This is a genomic window from Micromonospora cathayae, assembly GCF_028993575.1.
In the GTDB taxonomy this organism is placed as follows: domain Bacteria; phylum Actinomycetota; class Actinomycetes; order Mycobacteriales; family Micromonosporaceae; genus Micromonospora; species Micromonospora cathayae.
On the sequence record NZ_CP118615.1, the window covers coordinates 200,503 to 216,934 of the forward strand.

Genomic DNA, 16,432 nt, shown 5'->3' on the forward strand with positions numbered 1-16,432 from the left:
TTTGCGGGACTCGGTGTCAGGTCCTCGTCACGGCGTCGCGGCGGGCAGCTTCGGAACGGCCCGCAGGTCCGCGCCGCCACCCGATTCCGCACCGCCATCCGGTTCTGTGGCGGTGGGCGACTCCGCAGCACCACCCGGTTCCGCGGCGGCTGCCGGCTCCGCGGCGGCGGGCCGACGCATCCCCGGCCCCTGGCGCACCAGCGCCGTCGCGCCCGAGATGACGTGCCAGAAGAGCCGCTCGCCCAGCTCCTGACTGGCGCCGACGGTGGAGGAGAGCACACCCTGGTTCGTGGTGACCGTCGGATCGGCGGGATGCAGGTAGATCCCGGCGAGCGGTGGGTTGTGGTGTTCCGGTCGCTCCGGGGAGACGAGGTCGGGCCGGAGGAACAGCATGAGACTGGTTTCGGTGACCCCGGCGTGCTCGGCGTGCCAGCCGGGGAACCCGGCCACCTCCTCGTTCAGCCACGCGTCCGTCACCAGACTCCACCAGCTGAACGCGATGGCCTCCCGGCCGTCGAGCAGACCCCGCTGGCGGACGTCGTCGACGGCCTCGAAGATCAGCGCCTCGTTCTCGAAGTGGCCGTTGAGCAGGATCAGCCGGTGGAACGGTAGGTGACACAGCGATTCCAGCGTCTCCGTCAGGTACCGGATGAGCGTGTCGCCGCGCAGGTGGAGGGTGCCGGGGAAGGCCGGCCCTCCCCCGCTCTGCGGCAACGACCGGGCCCCGATCGGCTGCACCGGCAGGCGGTACCCGTCGAGTTCGAAGGCGAGCTGCTGGGCCAACGCCTCCGGGATGACGGTGTCCACCGCCAGGGGCAGGTGGGGGCCGTGCTGCTCGATGCTGCCGAGCGGCCAGATCAGGGTCCCGCCGCGCACGGCCTCCGCCACGGTGGCACTGCTGAGTTCGGCGAGGTTGCGGGACCACGGTGAACGGATCTTCATCTCGGCCCGGCCCCTCATCCCGCCACGGCGGCGTGGTCGGGCGTCACCGCTGCCGCGGGTGCCGAGGCGACCTCGTCGAGGATGCGCCGCAGGGTGTCGAACATGTTGGTGTGCAGGGCGGTGTAGACCTGCGCGACGGACGCCCCGACCCGCAGGTAGTCGTGCACGTCGGCACCGGAGGTGACGCCCCCGGAGGCGAGGATCGGCACGTCGAAGCCGCGCCGACGCAGCCGGACGATCGCCGCCAGCACCAACGGCTTGATGCCGGGACCGGAGTAGCCGTAGACCCCGCCCAGGGCCAACTGCCCGTCGTCGGCGATCGCCGCGCCCGGGATCGTGTCACTGATCGTGATCGCGTCGGTGCCGCCCTCGATCGCGGCGGTGACCCGGTCCGGCAGGCCCTCGCCGATGCCCAGCTTGACCGCGATCGGCGCGGTGACCCGCTGCCGCACCGCGCGGGTGTAGGCGAGGACCCGTTCCGGGGTGTCCTGGAGATCGCCCTCCTCCTCGTTGAGACAGGAGATGCCGAGTTCGAGCGCGGGGGCACCGGCGAGCACCACCGCCTCCGCGAGACTGCCCAGTTCCTCGGGGCTGTCCGCGTGGATGGAGGCGATCACCGGCGACCGGTCGTCGGCGAGGGACCGCAGCAGCCGCAGCCACCAGCTGACCGGACGCTTGGAGTAGGTGGTGCTGTTGAGCATGCCGGTCGGGATCCGTACGATCCGTTCGTCCAAAGTGGTCGGCGGGTTGGGATGAATGGTCTTGGTGACCACCGCTCCCGCCCCGGCCGCCAGCAGCTTCCGAATGTTGCGCTCCTGGTCGGTGAGCAGACCGGAACCGATCACCAGGGGATTCGCGAGTCGGAGACCGAGCACCTGTACGTCATTCATTTCGGATCCAATGCCGAAGCGGTCGGAGTGGACATGGCTCACGAGATCGCGCTGGCGAGAATTGCTTCCCGCTGCCGCCCGGTGGCGGACAGGATCCCGTTGATGAGGAACTCCGGCTCCTTCAGGACGAGCTCCAGGTCGAGGACGGTCACCGATCCCACCATGTGCAGACCCTTGAGAAGGTGACTGGCGGAGTTGTTGATCGGAAGCGACGTGACCAGGACGATCGGGCGACCGAGAGCGGTGGCCCAGCCCAGTTCGATATGCGTCCCGTCGGTCCGCAGCAGCGTACCGTCCTCACCCACGGGGAGGAAAGGGACGAACACGTCGCACTTCTTCATCCAACGGAAGTCCCGCAGGGAGACCTGCTCCGGGGTGAAGGCGGCCGTCTTGTCGCCGAACTCTTCCACCACGTGGGCGGAGAAAACGTTCCCGCCGTTCGCCCGTATCTGACCGATGGCCGTCGAGATGGACTCCTGGAGGCTGGGCAGGAAGCCAACCGGACGAATGGCGTGCTGGATGGGGCCACCAACGAATACGTCGAGGCCACCCAGGTACTGTTCGGGTTTCTCGCCCACCACTGATCCTTTCCGGAACGAGTTGGTTCACCGAAGGGGTACGACAGCAACGCGACCCCTGGCGACGCCGATAGCGAGGCATCAATGGACGCCAATCCGAGAGGCTACCTGTCAGCATTAGTGCCGGCAAGGGAGCCGCACGCGATTCGTAGATCGTTCAGTGCATCCCGGAGAAGATCGTTTTTGTGGTCCACGCGGAGCCGGCCGACACCGATTCCGCGGCGGGACGGCGGAGGAGCCCTCGCCGTCCCGCCGCGTCCCGCCGGCGGGACGGCAGACCCCTGGGCGACAGACCGGACGGAGTCGGCGACCTACACGCTGAGCAGCGCGGACGACGAACCCACCGGCCGGATGGGGGCAGCCGAGAGCCGGGCTACACCACCCGACCGCGCGCCCGCGCCTCGGACGGAATTCCCAGCAGTCGCCCCGCCCCGTGCAACGGCCGCCCCGAGGGACTACCCGGCGGGAAGATCGTCCGATGCGTCGTCCAGGATGGACATAATCCATTCCTCGAGCGTCCGGTTGGTACGGGCGGCGGCCCGCTGCCAGCGCTCGAACCGATCCGAGGCGGGGTCCACGGACAGAATCAACGGAAGCCGCTTACGGACTGTCGACGAGGCGACCCGGGAACCGCCCTCGTCGTTCCGTACCCATTCCTCGCCAGGTGGCGGCGGATCGACCCGGTCGGCCCGCTTCCGCAGTTCCCGGCGCAACGTGTTCTTCGACCACTTTCCCTCGGCGGCCCGCTGGAGCCAGAGGTCTTGTTCCGCCTTGGAGAGGGTGGCGACCTCGGCGTGATGGGAGAAGCTCAACTGCGCCCAACGCCGGTGCGGCTCGAAGCGGCGAGCGACCCAGGCATAGTTCCGCAGGGTCTGATAATCCAGCGACGTCCGTTCGATCGCGGCGGCGTAGCGGTCCGGGTACATGCGTTCGCCGTAGAGCAGCCAGTCGCCGAGCCACCAGGCGGAGGACCGGACGATAAGGGAGAGTTGCCCGCCGATGCGGTCCCAGGTCGAATAGGGGACGCTCGCCGGAATGTGCAGGCTGGTCGGTTGCGGGACAACGACGCTGTCCAATCCCAGGTTCGCCCCTCGCCCCGCCGGATGTTTCGGGTGAAGGGCCAGGGCGTGCCGGACGCTCCGCGCGGCCGGGGGTATGGAAGCGGACAGGGAACGATCGGTCGGCATGCCCTCCTCCGGCATCAGAAGAGCACCTTCCCCATCGGCGGCCCGGCGATCACGGCCCCACCGGTCCGGCCGGCCGGAAATCGACACGGCACTCCGGAAACCGCCAGGAAACCGTGGTCGTCGACACTACGGCTAAGGTCTGTCCGCTTTGGACCAACGTGACAGCACATACCGGCAGAGTAACTACTCAACGTGGCGGATCTGTAGCGGAGAGCCCAACGGATGCCCGGCCGCCCACAGTGACGACCGTCACGTTCAATGGGGGTTGCCGGACCCGCCGACGACCGGGCGGGGCGCGGCGCCGGTCGGCCCCCGGGGCCGGAGTTCTCCTACCGGACACGCCCGGGCAGCACTCCGCAACCCGACGGCCACCGTCCCCCGCGTGCCCACGGAACGGTCAGGGCGTACCCGGCGGCCGGTGTCGCGGTACCGGGTGGGCGCGGCTCAACCGGCCTGACAGCCGGCACACCAGTAGAGGTTCCGGCCGCCCAGTTCACCCCGGGCCACCGGGGCGCCGCAGACGTGACAGGGCTGACCCGGCCGGCGGTAGACGTACACCTCGCCACCGTGCCGGTCGATCCGGGGCGCGCGACCCATCGCCTCCGGCAGATGGTCGGGGCGGACGGTGTCGATCCGGCCGCGCTCGACGGCGACCGTCATCAGCTCGACCAGATCCGCCCAGAGGGTCCGCCACCCGTCCGGGGTCAGCTCCCGGCCGGGCCGCAGCGGCGGCAGCCCGGCCCGGAACAACGCCTCGGTCACGAAGATCAACCCGGTGCCGGCCACCACCGACTGGTCCAGCAGCAGCGCGGCGAGCGGGGTGGCGCTGCGCCGGATCCGGTCGAACGCCCGCGCCGGGTCGGCGTCGGCGCGCAGTGGATCGGGGCCGAGCCGGGCCCGCAACGCGTCCACCTCGGGCGGGGTGAACAGCTCGCAGGCGGTCGGCCCGCGCAGATCCAGCCAGTGCCGGTCGGTGGTCAGCCGGAGCCGGACCTGCCCGACCGGCGCCGGCGGCTCCCCCGCCCCGTCGGCGAACTTGCCGTACAGCCCCAGGTGGACGTGCAGGGTCAGCTCGCCCGCGTAGTGGTGCAGCAGATGCTTGCCGTACGCCTCGGTGCGCTCCAGCACCGCGCCGGAGATCAGCGCGGCCCCCTCGGCGAACCGGCCCTGCGGGCTGCTGACCTGCGGCTTGTCCCCGGCGAACAGCTCGGCGTGCCGAGCCGCCAGGCGGTGAATCGTATGTCCCTCCGGCACAGCCGCCAAGCGTAGTCAGCGACACCCGTCGCATCGACCACGCCCCCGCCGCCCTGTCGATCAGGAGGTTCGAGCACGGCTCCGCGCGAACCGGTACGTGAACCGCTTGACCGTGCGAGAGGCCCCCGCCGGGGCGGCCTACCTGTCGTCAGTCGGCCAGGCCGCCGGCGAACGGCGTCGACCGCCACTGTTCCACCAGCGGCCCGATCGCTTCCACCAGCATGGGTAGCTGCGGTGCCAGGGCCAGGGCGGCGAGGCCGCGCAGCATCCCCACGGCGGTCACGAAGCGCAGGACGTCCCGGTCCAACCGCCGCAGCCCCAGCCGGTCCGCCTCACGGTCGTAGGCGGCCTCGCCGTCCGGGCCGAGCCCGGCCAGGTCCCACTCGACGGGCCCCAGGGTCACCATCTCGAAGTCGGCGTACAGGTTGCCGTGCAGGCTGGGGAAGATGTTGGCCGGCGGACAGTCCCCGTGCACGGGTCGCAGGTCGATCCCCGGGAACCGGGCCTCGAACTCCGCCCGAGACCGCACCATCGGCTCCAGGGCCCGCCACTCGCGGCCGGCGCGGTCCAGATCGGCCGGCTCGACGAGGTCGGGACGCTCGGCCAGCAGCGCCAGACTGTCCTCGATGAACCGTGGCTCGGCGGCGGACAGGAACGACAGCTCGCCCGGGTAGTCACGCATCGCGGCGTGCAGCCCGGCGACCAGGCCGCAGTTCGCCACGTAGTCGGGTTCCGCGTCCGGGGCCGGTTCGACGTACTGCCAGAAGGTCATCGAGAACCCGTCGACCTGAACGGGTTCCGCTGGCACGAGCGGGCTGGGCGGGATCACCGGAACGCCCCGGTCGGCGAGCCACCGGACGACGCCCAGCTCGGCCCGCTGGCGGGTCGCCTGGCTGGCCAGGTCCGCGTAGTGCGGCAGCACCGTGAGCACCCGGGCCACCACCGGCGCGGGTTCGAGGTGGACGACCACGGAGAACACGTCGTGCAACACCCGGGGACCGGTCACGGTGAGGCCGAGGCCACGCGCGGCACGCACCGCCGCGTCGACCGCGCGGGCGGTCCGGTGGGCGAGCTGCTCGGGCGTCAGGAAGGCACTCATCACGAGATCGTGTCATTCCGCCGCCGGGTGGCGGAGACCCGGGCCGCCCGGGTCCCGTCGCCGCCGGGCGCGAAGGGGCCCACCCGAAAGGTCCATCGATATGTACGGGCCAGCGACCAGCGTGGGGATGTTCACCCGACGGTCGGGTGAAGGCAACCCGCGTCGGGCAGGGTCACGGGGTGTGAGCAGCGCAGAGTCCACTTCCGGACGTCCCCGGCTGTCCGTCGTCGTTCCGGTCCACGGGGTCGAGGCGTACCTGACGACCTGCCTCGACTCGATCCTCGCCGAGCCGACCGACGACGTCGAGGTGGTTGCCGTCGACGACGCCTCACCGGACGGCTGCGGCGCGATCCTCGACCGGTACGCCGCGCACGAACCCCGGCTACGCGTGGTGCACCTGAGTGCCAACGCCGGGCTCGGTGGTGCCCGCAACGCCGGGCTGGACCGGGCCACCGGCGAGTACGTCTGGTTCGTCGACGGCGACGACTGGCTGCCACCCGGCGCGCTGGCCGCGGTCCGGGACCGGCTCGCCGCGACCCGCCCCGACGTGCTCCTCATCGACCACGCCGAGGTCTTCCCGGGAAACCGGGTGGTGCCCCGCCCCTCGGCCGATGCGCTCGGTGGACAGCCCACCCCGCTACGGCTGGCCGACGCCCCGCAACTGCTCCGACTGGCCCAGTCCGCGTGCACCAGGATCGTCCGGCGCGGTCTGCTCGCGGAGACCGGGCTGCGCTTCCGGGGCGGCTGGTACGAGGACGTCGCCTACAGCCACCCCCTGTTGATGGCCGCCGACCGCATCGACGTACTCGAAAGGGTCTGCTACCACTACCGGCAGCAACCGCAGGGCCGGATCACGGTGACCCGCAGCGACCGGCACTTCGAGGTCTTCGACCAGTACGCCGCCGTCTTCGCCGCCGTGGACGCCGCCGCCGGCCGGTACGACGTCTTCCGTCCGGAACTGTTCCGCCTGATGGTCAACCACTACCTGGTGATCGTCGGGAACGATTCCCGGCTACCGGACACCGCGCGCCGAGGGTTCTTCCGGCGGGCCGCCGAGGACTGCCGCCGCTGGCTGCCACCGGGCGGCTATCCGGTACCCGGCGGGGTCGCCGGGTTGAAGCACCGGCTGCTCCAGCGGGACGGCTACGCCGCCTGGGCCGCGCTGCGGTCGGTCCACCGCACGCTCGCCCGGGTACGGCGGCCCGGTGGCCCGACCACGGAGACCGCCCCGCTGCCGCAGCCCGTGCCACTTACCGGGACGGAGACCACCGCCCTCCCCACCACCCCGATCCACTGATCCGGCGACGCGTAGCGAGGAGCGACTGGTGAAGGTGCTGGTCACCGGCGGAGCCGGTTTCATCGGCAGCACCGTGGCCTCCGCGCTGCTCGACGGGGGACACGTCCCGGTCATCCTGGACGACCTCTCCACCGGTCGGGAGTCGTTCACCGCCGGACGGGCCTTCTACCGGGGTGACATCGCCGATCGCCGCCTGGTCGACCGGATCTTCACCGAACACCCGGACATCAGCGCCACCGTGCACTGCGCCGGGGTGATCGTGGTGCCCGAGTCGGTCCGCCAACCGCTGCGCTACTACCGGGAGAACCTGGCCAAGACGATCGCGCTGGTGGACCACCTGGCGGGCAACGGTTGCCGCCGGGTGCTGTTCAGCTCGACCGCCGCGCTGTACCGGCCCGGCGCGGACTTCGGCGTCGACGAGACGTCCCCGGTCGACCCGACCAGCCCGTACGCCCGCAGCAAGGCGCTGGTGGAACAGGTGCTCGCCGACGCCGCGGCGGCCGGCGAGGTGACCGCTGTCGCGTTGCGCTACTTCAATCCGATCGGCGCGGACCCGCAACTACGGACCGGGTTGCAGATCCGCGACCCGAGTCACGCCCTCGGCCGGATGATCGAGGCGTGGTTCGGCGGGGAGAAGTTCTGTGTCACCGGCGTCGACTGGCCGACCCGGGACGGCACCGCGATCCGCGACTACGTCCACGTCTGGGACCTGGCCGAGGCACACGTGGCGGCGTTGACCCGGTTCGACGAGGTGGCGGCCACCGAACCGAACAGGTTGGTGGCGGTCAACGTGGGCACCGGCACCGGCACCACCGTCCGGGAACTCCTGGCGGCCTTCGAGCAGTTCACCGGTGAGCCGTTCCCGTACCGGGAGACCGGTCCCCGGCCCGGTGACACCGCCGGGGTGTTCAACCGGAGCCGACGCGGCCAGGAGTTGCTGCGGTGGCGGCCCCGGTACGGCATAGCCGACGCCATCGGGCACGCGCTGCGCTGGCGGGAACTCGACGCCGCCGGCCCGGCGGGCGCGACCCGGACCGGACCCGCCGGGCGGGCACGGCCCTGACCGTCCGGGCTCAACGGCGCTGGGCCAGTCGGGCGACGACCCGCCGCGGGGTGAGCGGGACAACCGAGATCATCAGGCGTCCGGAGTCGTCCCGGCTCGGGCTGACCGCGTAGAGCCGCCGGCCGCGTCGGCAGACCACCGGACGGGACGCATTCAACCTGGTCGCCCGCAGTGGTGCCGAACCGTTGTCACCGGCCACCGTCACCTCGACCCGTACCGCGCGGCGCTGCCCGGTGACCGCGCTCGCCGCGACCAGGGCGGCCACCTCGAACAGGGCCGTCACCGAGGTCGCAGCTTCCTGCCGGGTGAGCTGGACCTCGCCACCCGGCACCTCCTCCGCCAGCACGGCCAGGGTCGAGGCGCGGGCGTCCAGATCCGGCAGCGGGCTGCGGGCGTGCACGGCGAGCACCGTCCGGCCGGCCCGGTCACGGGCCCAGCCGACCGACGTCACGTCCAGCTTGGCCAGCCACTGCGGCAGCGCGTCGGTCACGTCGAAGACCTGGTCGGGCAGCCCGCCGCCCACATCGCCGCCGTCCGCGCCACCGTCGGCCGCGTCGCCACCATCCGCAGCACCGTCGGCCGCGCCACCGTCGGCCGCGTCGCTACCGCCCACGGCACCACCGCCCGCAGCACCGGCGTCGGCGGTGGGGCCGAAGCCGGGGTACGTGGCGTACCAGCGGTCCCCCACCATCGTGACCGGCGGCACCCCCCGTTCGGCGTCCTGCCGGATCACCGCGACCAGGTCGTCCAGGCCACCGTGGCGGGCCACCGCCAGCCGGAGCCGGGTCTCCACCGCCAACCGTCCGGCGATCCGGGCGCTGAGGTGCCGCTCGGCGAGCGTCCGCACCCCGGCGTGCAGCTTGGCCTGGGTCGTCCGGTCCAACCGGAGGAAGTCGTCGGCCAGCAACGCCCCGACCTCCAACGCGAAGTACCGGGTCAGGACGGTGTCCCGGGCCGGCCCTGGCCCGATCAACCCGTCCGCGAAGGCGACCAGCGCCTCGGCGCAGGCCAGCCGTTCCTCGGCCCTGCTCAGGTAGGTGATGTTGCGCGCGTCGAGGCGGCGGACCGCGAAGTAGTAGTCGTAGTCGGCGAGTACCGAGACCCGCCTGGCGTGGTGACAGGCCGCCAACGTGAAGGGCTGGTCGCTGCCGATCGGCATGTCCTCCGGATAGCGCAGCCCGTACCGCTCGATCAGGTCCCGGCGGAACAGCTTGGTGTTCGCCAGCGACCAGGACAGTGCCGGGTCGTCCAGCCCGATTTCCGGCCGGGTGGCGGCGAACACCTCCTGGTGGATGAACCGGCTGTTGACCCCCACCACCCGGCCGAGGACCACCTCCGCGTCGTACCGGTCAGCGGCGGCGACAAGCCGCTCCAGCGCCTCCGGTCCCAGCTGGTCGTCCGCGCCGAGGAAGAAGACGTACCGGCCGGTGGCCCGGTCCAACGCCCGGTTGCAGGGAGCCGCCGGCCCGCCCGAGTTGGGTTGCCGCAGCACGGTGACCCGGCCGGCGAACCGCCGCGCGAAGCGATCGAGGTGCCGGTGCCCGAGATCGGTGGAACCGTCGTCGACCGCGACGACCTCCATCCGGTCCGCGCCGATGGTCTGTGCCGCCAACGAGGCCAGGCAGCGGGTCAGGTACGGCATGGCGTTGTAGACCGGCAACACCACGGTGACGTCGGGGACGCTCACCCTTCCGTCCCACCGGTCGGGGCGGAAGCAGGCAGCAGGTCGGCGTAGATCCGGTCGTACACCTCGGCCTGTGCCGGCCAGGACCACGACTTCAGCAGGCCGGGCCGGTCGTACGCGGCGCGGTGGCGGGCCGGGTCGGCGAGGACCGCCCGGACCGCCCGGACCAGGTCGGCGGGGTCCCCGGCGCGGAACACCTCCCCCTGCCCGGTGGTGCGGACGGTCTCCGCCATCGTCCGTACGTCGCTGACCACGACCGGCAGCCGGGCGTGCGAGTACTCGAAGAACTTGGTGATCAGGGCGATCTCGTGGTTCGGCCAGTGCTCGATCGGGATCACCCCGACGTCCGCCCCGGCCAGGAACGGCACCACCCGGTCGGCGGGGACGTACCCGCCGACGTGCAGCCGGTCGGCCACCCCCAACTCCCCGGCCCGGTCGACCAGGCCCCGGACGTACTCGCCGTCCGGCCGGTTCACCACGAACGCCACGTGCACGCCGGGCAGCGCGGGCAGTGCCTCCACCAGTACCGCCAGCCCTCGCTGCGGGGCCGCCGCCCCGCTGTAGACCAGCAGCGGCACGTCCGGCCCGAGCCCACACCGCGCCCGCACCGACACGAACTCCTCCTCCGGCTGCGGTTTCCCGCTGTCGACGGGATCGGGGGCGTTGAGCACCACCGCCGGCCGGTCCGCGAGGCCGTGCTCGGCCTGGAGCAGCCGGGCCAGTTCGGCGGAGACGGTCACCACCGCGTCCGCGTACGGGGCGTACTCCCGCTCGTACGCGCGGTGCGCGGGCAGCCAGCGGACGTTGTCCCGCCAGGGCTTGATACCGGGCAGGAACTCGTGCGCGTCCCAGAGCAGCCGGACCCGGCGACCCCGCTCGGCGGCCCGCAGCTTGGCCCGGGCACCCACCCCGAGCATCCGGAAGTCGTGGGCGTGGATCAGGTCGGGGTCCAACGCGTCCACCACCGGCCCGTACGCCCGCTCGTACTGCCACAGCGACGGCTCCAACCGCCGCCAGGCCCGCTCCCGTAGCGCGGTCGACCAGAAGCGGGTGTACGCCGTCTCGACCGGCCGGCGCAGCCCACCGAGCGCGGCCACCGCGCGCCGCCGTCGGGCCTGCGCCCCGGTGGGCGGGCCACCCATCGGCAGCAGCCGGACCTCGGCGCCCCCGAGCCGCCACCGGTGCGGTACGCCGTCCGGCGAGCGCCCCAGCAGGGTCACGTCCCAGCCGGCGGCGGCCGCGGAACGGGCCGCCTTCTGCACCCGCGAGTCACCGTCGACCGCGTTGTCCACCAGCATGACCACCCGGCCCCGGGTCCCCGGACGGCGGTCGGCCACGGTGTCGTTCGTCCCGGTCACGGCTGGGGATCCTACGGCCACCGTGGGCCGCGTCGAAGCCCAACAGGAACACGTCGACCCCTGTTCACCTGCGCTTCGATCGACGGATGCCGGAGCGACCAGGTGTGCCGGAAAGCGGCACCGGGTACGTCAGGGACGTCACCGCGTGGCTGAACCGGCGCGTCCGAGGTCTCCACGCATCGATCAGGAGGTGTTTCTGGTGAAGATTCCTTCGCTGTCGCGCCGGAGCGAGCCGGCAATCGGGGACGAGAACGCGGACAGCCGGGTGGACCGGAACGGGGACGGCCGGGTGGACGGGCAGGACCGCACGACCACCCTGGACACCGGCGACGGGGGGGTCACCCCGCCGGTGGTCACCGGTCGGGACGACGACCGGACCACGTACCGCAGCAGCGCCGCGCCCCACGACGGCCGGGACCCCCGCGACGCGGAGGCGGAGCGTCGGGCCGCCGCCCGCGCCGCCACCGCCCGCGCCGCCACCGGCCGGCCGGCGGAGGGCGACCGCGCCACCGCCCGTCCGGTCGACGCCACCGGCGGTACGACGACCACCCCGACCGTCGACCTGGACGCGGACGGGGCCCGGGAACGTACCGTCGACCGGGGCCACCTGCACCGCGACCGGACCGACACGGCCCCGGCCACCCTGCACCGCGCCGACCCGGACCGGACCGACCTGGACCGGAGCGTGGCCGGCGTGGACCGGACCGACCCGGACCGGGACGTCGACGGCGGGCCCGTCACGGAGCCCCCGGCCGTGGCCGGCAAGCGGCCCCGGTCCAGCCTGCTCGCCACGCTCGGCCTGGTCGTCGGGGTGGTCGGGGTGCTGTTCGTGCTGACCGGCACACTCGCCGGGTACGGCATCGCGGTCGGCGCGATCGGCGCGGTGCTGGCCGTGCTGGGGCTGGTCGCGACCCGGCGTCGGCACGTGGCCGGCAAGTTCGACGCGCTGGTCGGCATGGCGGCCGGTCTCGCCGCGGTGGTGCTCGGGGTGCTCGCGATGAGCGGCCAGTACGACTGGCCTACCACAGACGGTGACTGGGTGCTGCGGCTCCGGGAGTGGCTTGACTCACAGTTTGTCGACCGGTTCTGACGGGCACTGTTGCCCGCGCCGGTGATGCACCGGCCGAGCCCGGTCAAACTGGTGGTTCACCAGCGGGGGCGACTCTTTCAGGGGCGGCGGTTCGCCGCCCCTGAAGCATGTCCGGGTCCGGACGGCACCCCCACCATCGCCTCACGCAACGAATCACCTGTACCGACCCTCCCAGACGCAATGAACGTCTGCCTCACGCAATCCTCACGGGTGGATACCGCCGCCCCGGGCCGCATAGCGTTGAAGAACGGCGCCAGCCCGTGGGCCGAAGGTGGCCAGGGCGCGCCCGACCCCCGGGAGCAGGACAATGACGATGGACGCCACCAGCCAGCGCTTCCTCATGTGCCGGCCGACGTACTTCGCCGTCGACTACGCGATCAACCCCTGGATGGACCCGACCGCCCCGGTCGACACCGAGCTGGCCGTCCGGCAGTGGGAACAGCTCCGCCAGGTGTACCGCGAGCTGGGCCACACCGTCGAGGAGATCCCTCCGGTGCCCGGCCTGCCGGACATGGTCTTCGCCGCCAACGGCGGGACCGTGATCGACGGTAGGGCGATGGCGGTGCAGTTCCGCGACCCGCAACGCGCCGACGAGGCCCCCGCCTACCGCGCCTGGTTCGAGGCCGCCGGCTTCGAGATGTCCGACCCGAAGCACGTCAACGAGGGCGAGGGCGACATCCTGCTCGCCGGTGACCTGCTGCTCGCCGGCACCGGCTTCCGCACCGCGCACGCCTCGCACGCCCAGTTGCAGGAGGTCTTCGGGTACCCGGTGATCAGCCTCCAGCTCGTCGACCCGCGCTTCTACCACCTGGACACCGCCCTCACCGTGCTCGACGAGCGGACCGTGGCCTACCTGCCGGAGGCGTTCTCAGCCGGCAGCCAGGCCGCGCTGCGCCGGCTCTTCCCCGACGCCGTGCACGCCACCATCGCCGACGCCGAGGTGCTCGGACTGAACGCGGTCAGCGACGGCCGGCACGTGGTGCTGCCCGTCCAGGCCACCGGCCTCGCCGCGCAACTGCGCGACCGGGGCTACCAGACCATCGGTGTCGACCTGTCCGAGCTGCGCAAGGCCGGCGGCGGACCGAAGTGCTGCACGTTGCGTCTCCGACAGGGAAAGGCAGGCAAGTGATCGTCGACGACATGCTGCGGACGCCGGGGGCGGTCCGGGAGGCCGAACAGTGGACGGCCCACAACTACCACCCGCTGCCGGTGGTGGTCTCCTCCGCCGAGGGGGCCTGGCTGACCGACGTGGACGGCCGGCGGTACCTCGACTGTCTGGCCGGCTACTCGGCGCTCAACTTCGGTCACCGGCACCCGAAGCTGATCGCCGCCGCGCACGCCCAGCTCGACAAGCTCACCCTGACCAGCCGGGCGTTCATCCACGACCAGTTCGCCGACTTCTGCCGCGAGCTGGCCCAGCTCTGCGGCAAGGAGCTGGTCCTGCCGATGAACACCGGCGCGGAGGCGGTGGAGACCGCGATCAAGGTGGCCCGCAAGTGGGGCTACCAGGTCAAGGGCGTACCGGCCGGCAAGGCGAACATCGTGGTCGCCGAGGGCAACTTCCACGGCCGGACCACCACCATCGTCAGCTTCTCCACCGACCCGGACGCCCGCGACGACTTCGGGCCGTACACCCCCGGCTTCACCGTCGTCCCGTACGGCGACCTGGACGCGCTGGCCGCCGCGATCGACGAGCACACCGTGGCGGTGCTGATCGAGCCGATCCAGGGCGAGCAGGGCGTGGTGGTGCCGCCGGCCGGCTACCTGCCGGGCGTACGCCGGGTCTGCACCGAACGCAACGTGCTCTTCCTGGCCGACGAGATCCAGTCCGGCCTGGGGCGTACCGGGGCGACGTTCGCCTGTGACCACGAGGGCGTCGTGCCCGACATGTACCTGCTGGGCAAGGCGCTCGGCGGCGGCATCGTGCCGGTGTCGGCGGTCGCCGCCAACACCGACGTGCTGGGTGTGCTCCGGCCGGGACAGCACGGCTCCACCTTCGGCGGCAACCCGCTGGCCTGCGCGGTCGCCACCGAGGTGGTCCGGTTGCTGGCCACCGGCGAGTTCCAGCGCCGCTCCGCCGAGCTGGGCGAACGGCTGCACGCCGGCCTGCACGCGCTGGTCGGCCGGGGTCTGGTGGCCGTCCGCGGCCGGGGCCTGTGGGCCGGGCTGGACATCGACCCGACGTTGATGACCGGCCGGGAGGCGTGCGAGAAGCTGATGGCCCTGGGCGTCCTCGCCAAGGACACCCACGGCTCCACGATCCGCCTCGCCCCGCCCCTGGTCATCACCCCCGAGGAGATCGACCACGCCCTCACCCAACTCACCACCGTCCTGACCCCCACCCCCTAACCCCCTCCCCTGCCCCCTGCCCCCTCCCGCCTCCCGCCCGGTTGATCATGAAGTTGTTGCCCCGACACGCCGGTGCCGAGGACAACAACTTCATGGTCAACGCGCCGAGGGGGCGGGCGGCGGGGAGGGAGGGGGGCAGGGAGGGTTAGGGGCGGGGGAGGCGCATGGCCATGGTGGGGGCTTCGGCCATCACCGAGGTGGGGGTGTACTGGGCGCCGGCCGGCAACTCGCCGGGGCGGCCGATCTGCACACCCGGATAGAGCTCGAGCATGTCGCCGGGATCCAGTACCCGGGACTGCTGCGGGGCCAGCGGGATCCGCTCCGCCTCGGCCATCGAGCCGCCCGGCCGGATGCCGCTGCCGTTGGTGCTGACGTCGGTCACCACCACCGTGCCGGCCCGCAACTCGAACTTGGCGTGGCTGCGGCTGATCCAGCGTCGGGCCTCGTCGTTGAGCCACTGCCCGAGCACGATCCCATCGGCGGCGTCCGGTGCCCGGCCGACCAGCACCGGCTGGTCGGCAGTGAGCACGAACCGGCGGCGGACCAGCCCACCGATGCGGACCGCGAGAACCTCGGTGCGGGGCCGGGCTCCGGCGTCACCGAGCCGGGAGCCGTGCCGCGGGCAGGTGGGCGCGCCACCGCGCAGGGTGGGTGGCGGCTGGGCGGCCGGGCTGCGCTCGACGACCCGGGCGAGGTCGGCGAAGGCGCCGCCGCCACCGCCGCTGCCGAACAGGGCACAGCCCGGCTCGGGGCAGCGCCACAGCCGGGCCAACAGCTTGGCGCCGACCGGTGAGGGCTGGCCGGCGACCGGGACGGTGCCCGTGCCGACGTGGGCGACGAAGGTCGGGCCGCCCTGGCCGGGCACCGGTGCGACCACCCGTCCCGGCTGGTCGACCACCCACGGGTAGCGGCCCCGCAGCCCGTCGAAGCGGGCCCGGCTGAGCACCGGCAGACCGAGCAGGTCGGCCACCTCGAGGATCCGGTCACCCGGCTGGTCCAGCACCTCCACCAGCCCGTCGTCGGCCCAGCGCCGGACCACCATCCGCTCGTTGGAGGTCAGGTCGGCGTCGGAGAGCAGCGCCCGGTGCACCACCGCGTAGACCGGGACGCTGTCCTCCTCCAACTGGCGGGCCAGCGCGTCGATCACCATGCCGAGCCGCAGCATGCTGGCGGGGCGGCCGGCGTCGAGATCCTGGTACCGGATCACCTCGGCCAGGTCGACCACGGCCCGGGCCAGGACGGGGTCGGTGCAGACGCGTCCCTCGATGGCGTCCAGCACCTTGCTGATCTCGAATCTCATCGCGCGCTCCGGACGATCTCGTCGATCCGCCGGGCCAGGTCGACGTCACGCTGGGTGACTCCACCGGCGGAGTGGGTGGTACAGCGGAAGGTCAGCGTCCGCCACCGGATGTCGATGTCGGGGTGATGGTCCCGCTCCTCGGCCACCACGGCGACCCGGTCGACGACCGCGATCGCCGCGGGGAAACTGTCGAGCTGGACGGTCCGACTGATGCCGGCAGGGTCGCCCGTCCAGTCCGCCAGTGCGGCCAGCTCGTCTCGCACCGCCTCGGCGGTGAGCACCTCTGCCATGGTCAGCACCCTACCTCCGACGGTGCCGACAGCGAGTGACGGCGAGCGACG

15 protein-coding genes are annotated in these 16,432 nt (G+C 72.4%); 5 read left to right on the plus strand and 10 right to left on the minus strand.

Annotation, left to right across the window (positions count from 1 at the left end):
* Positions 1-27: 27 nt before the first annotated feature.
* The 6 genes from PVK37_RS00930 to PVK37_RS00955 form a co-directional block, all read right to left on the minus strand.
* Positions 28-942: a creatininase family protein gene (locus PVK37_RS00930; protein WP_275031768.1), complete on the minus strand. Its 915-nt coding sequence runs from the start codon at positions 940-942 to the stop codon at positions 28-30.
* A gap of 14 nt (positions 943-956) precedes the next feature.
* A complete protein-coding gene (locus tag PVK37_RS00935) occupies positions 957-1,832 on the minus strand; it encodes a beta/alpha barrel domain-containing protein (protein ID WP_275031769.1) in 876 nt (291 codons plus the stop codon).
* A gap of 38 nt (positions 1,833-1,870) precedes the next feature.
* Positions 1,871-2,410, minus strand: coding sequence for a nucleoside 2-deoxyribosyltransferase (locus PVK37_RS00940; RefSeq protein WP_275031770.1), 540 nt, complete (start codon positions 2,408-2,410; stop codon positions 1,871-1,873).
* Positions 2,411-2,865: 455 nt separating this feature from the next.
* A complete protein-coding gene (locus PVK37_RS00945; protein WP_275031771.1) occupies positions 2,866-3,612 on the minus strand; it encodes an LmbU family transcriptional regulator in 747 nt (248 codons plus the stop codon).
* 429 nt (positions 3,613-4,041) lie between these two features.
* Positions 4,042-4,851, minus strand: a complete 810-nt coding sequence (locus PVK37_RS00950; protein ID WP_275031772.1) for an Fpg/Nei family DNA glycosylase — start codon at positions 4,849-4,851, stop codon at positions 4,042-4,044.
* 148 nt (positions 4,852-4,999) lie between these two features.
* The gene (locus PVK37_RS00955) at positions 5,000-5,950 is read right to left on the minus strand and encodes an aminoglycoside phosphotransferase family protein (protein WP_275031773.1); all 951 of its coding nucleotides are present in this window, start codon (positions 5,948-5,950) and stop codon (positions 5,000-5,002) included.
* A gap of 181 nt (positions 5,951-6,131) precedes the next feature.
* Between PVK37_RS00955 and PVK37_RS00960 the strand changes: the two genes are divergently transcribed.
* A complete protein-coding gene (locus PVK37_RS00960) occupies positions 6,132-7,247 on the plus strand; it encodes a glycosyltransferase family 2 protein (RefSeq protein WP_275031774.1) in 1,116 nt (371 codons plus the stop codon).
* Positions 7,248-7,275: 28 nt separating this feature from the next.
* Positions 7,276-8,310, plus strand: coding sequence for a UDP-glucose 4-epimerase GalE (galE, locus tag PVK37_RS00965; protein ID WP_275031775.1), 1,035 nt, complete (start codon positions 7,276-7,278; stop codon positions 8,308-8,310).
* Positions 8,311-8,320: 10 nt separating this feature from the next.
* Here galE and PVK37_RS00970 read toward each other — a convergent pair whose 3' ends face one another.
* Positions 8,321-9,997, minus strand: coding sequence for a glycosyltransferase family 2 protein (locus PVK37_RS00970; protein WP_275031776.1), 1,677 nt, complete (start codon positions 9,995-9,997; stop codon positions 8,321-8,323).
* Positions 9,994-11,292, minus strand: coding sequence for a glycosyltransferase family 4 protein (locus tag PVK37_RS00975; RefSeq protein WP_275035313.1), 1,299 nt, complete (start codon positions 11,290-11,292; stop codon positions 9,994-9,996). The genes PVK37_RS00970 and PVK37_RS00975 overlap by 4 nt, the downstream gene beginning before the upstream one ends.
* 259 nt (positions 11,293-11,551) lie before the next feature.
* Between PVK37_RS00975 and PVK37_RS00980 the strand changes: the two genes are divergently transcribed.
* The 3 genes from PVK37_RS00980 to rocD all read left to right on the plus strand — a co-directional run bounded on the left by PVK37_RS00980 (position 11,552) and on the right by rocD (position 14,791).
* On the plus strand, positions 11,552-12,442 hold the full coding sequence (locus PVK37_RS00980) for a thrombospondin (RefSeq protein ID WP_275031777.1): 891 nt from the start codon (positions 11,552-11,554) through the stop codon (positions 12,440-12,442).
* Between the two features lie 313 nt (positions 12,443-12,755).
* Positions 12,756-13,571 carry a dimethylargininase gene (gene ddaH, locus PVK37_RS00985; protein ID WP_275035314.1) on the plus strand — a complete coding sequence of 272 codons (816 nt, stop codon included), beginning with the start codon at positions 12,756-12,758 and terminating at the stop codon, positions 13,569-13,571.
* Positions 13,571-14,791 (plus strand): ornithine--oxo-acid transaminase, encoded by a 1,221-nt coding sequence (gene rocD, locus PVK37_RS00990; RefSeq protein WP_275035315.1) that lies wholly within the window; start codon positions 13,571-13,573, stop codon positions 14,789-14,791. The genes ddaH and rocD overlap by 1 nt, the downstream gene beginning before the upstream one ends.
* A gap of 145 nt (positions 14,792-14,936) precedes the next feature.
* Here the strand turns inward: rocD and PVK37_RS00995 are convergent, their stop codons facing one another.
* Positions 14,937-16,091, minus strand: coding sequence for an FHA domain-containing protein (locus tag PVK37_RS00995; RefSeq protein ID WP_275031778.1), 1,155 nt, complete (start codon positions 16,089-16,091; stop codon positions 14,937-14,939).
* Entirely contained in the window at positions 16,088-16,381 is a 294-nt protein-coding gene (locus tag PVK37_RS01000) for a 4a-hydroxytetrahydrobiopterin dehydratase (protein ID WP_275031779.1), read from the minus strand. The genes PVK37_RS00995 and PVK37_RS01000 overlap by 4 nt, the downstream gene beginning before the upstream one ends.
* Positions 16,382-16,432: the final 51 nt, after the last annotated feature.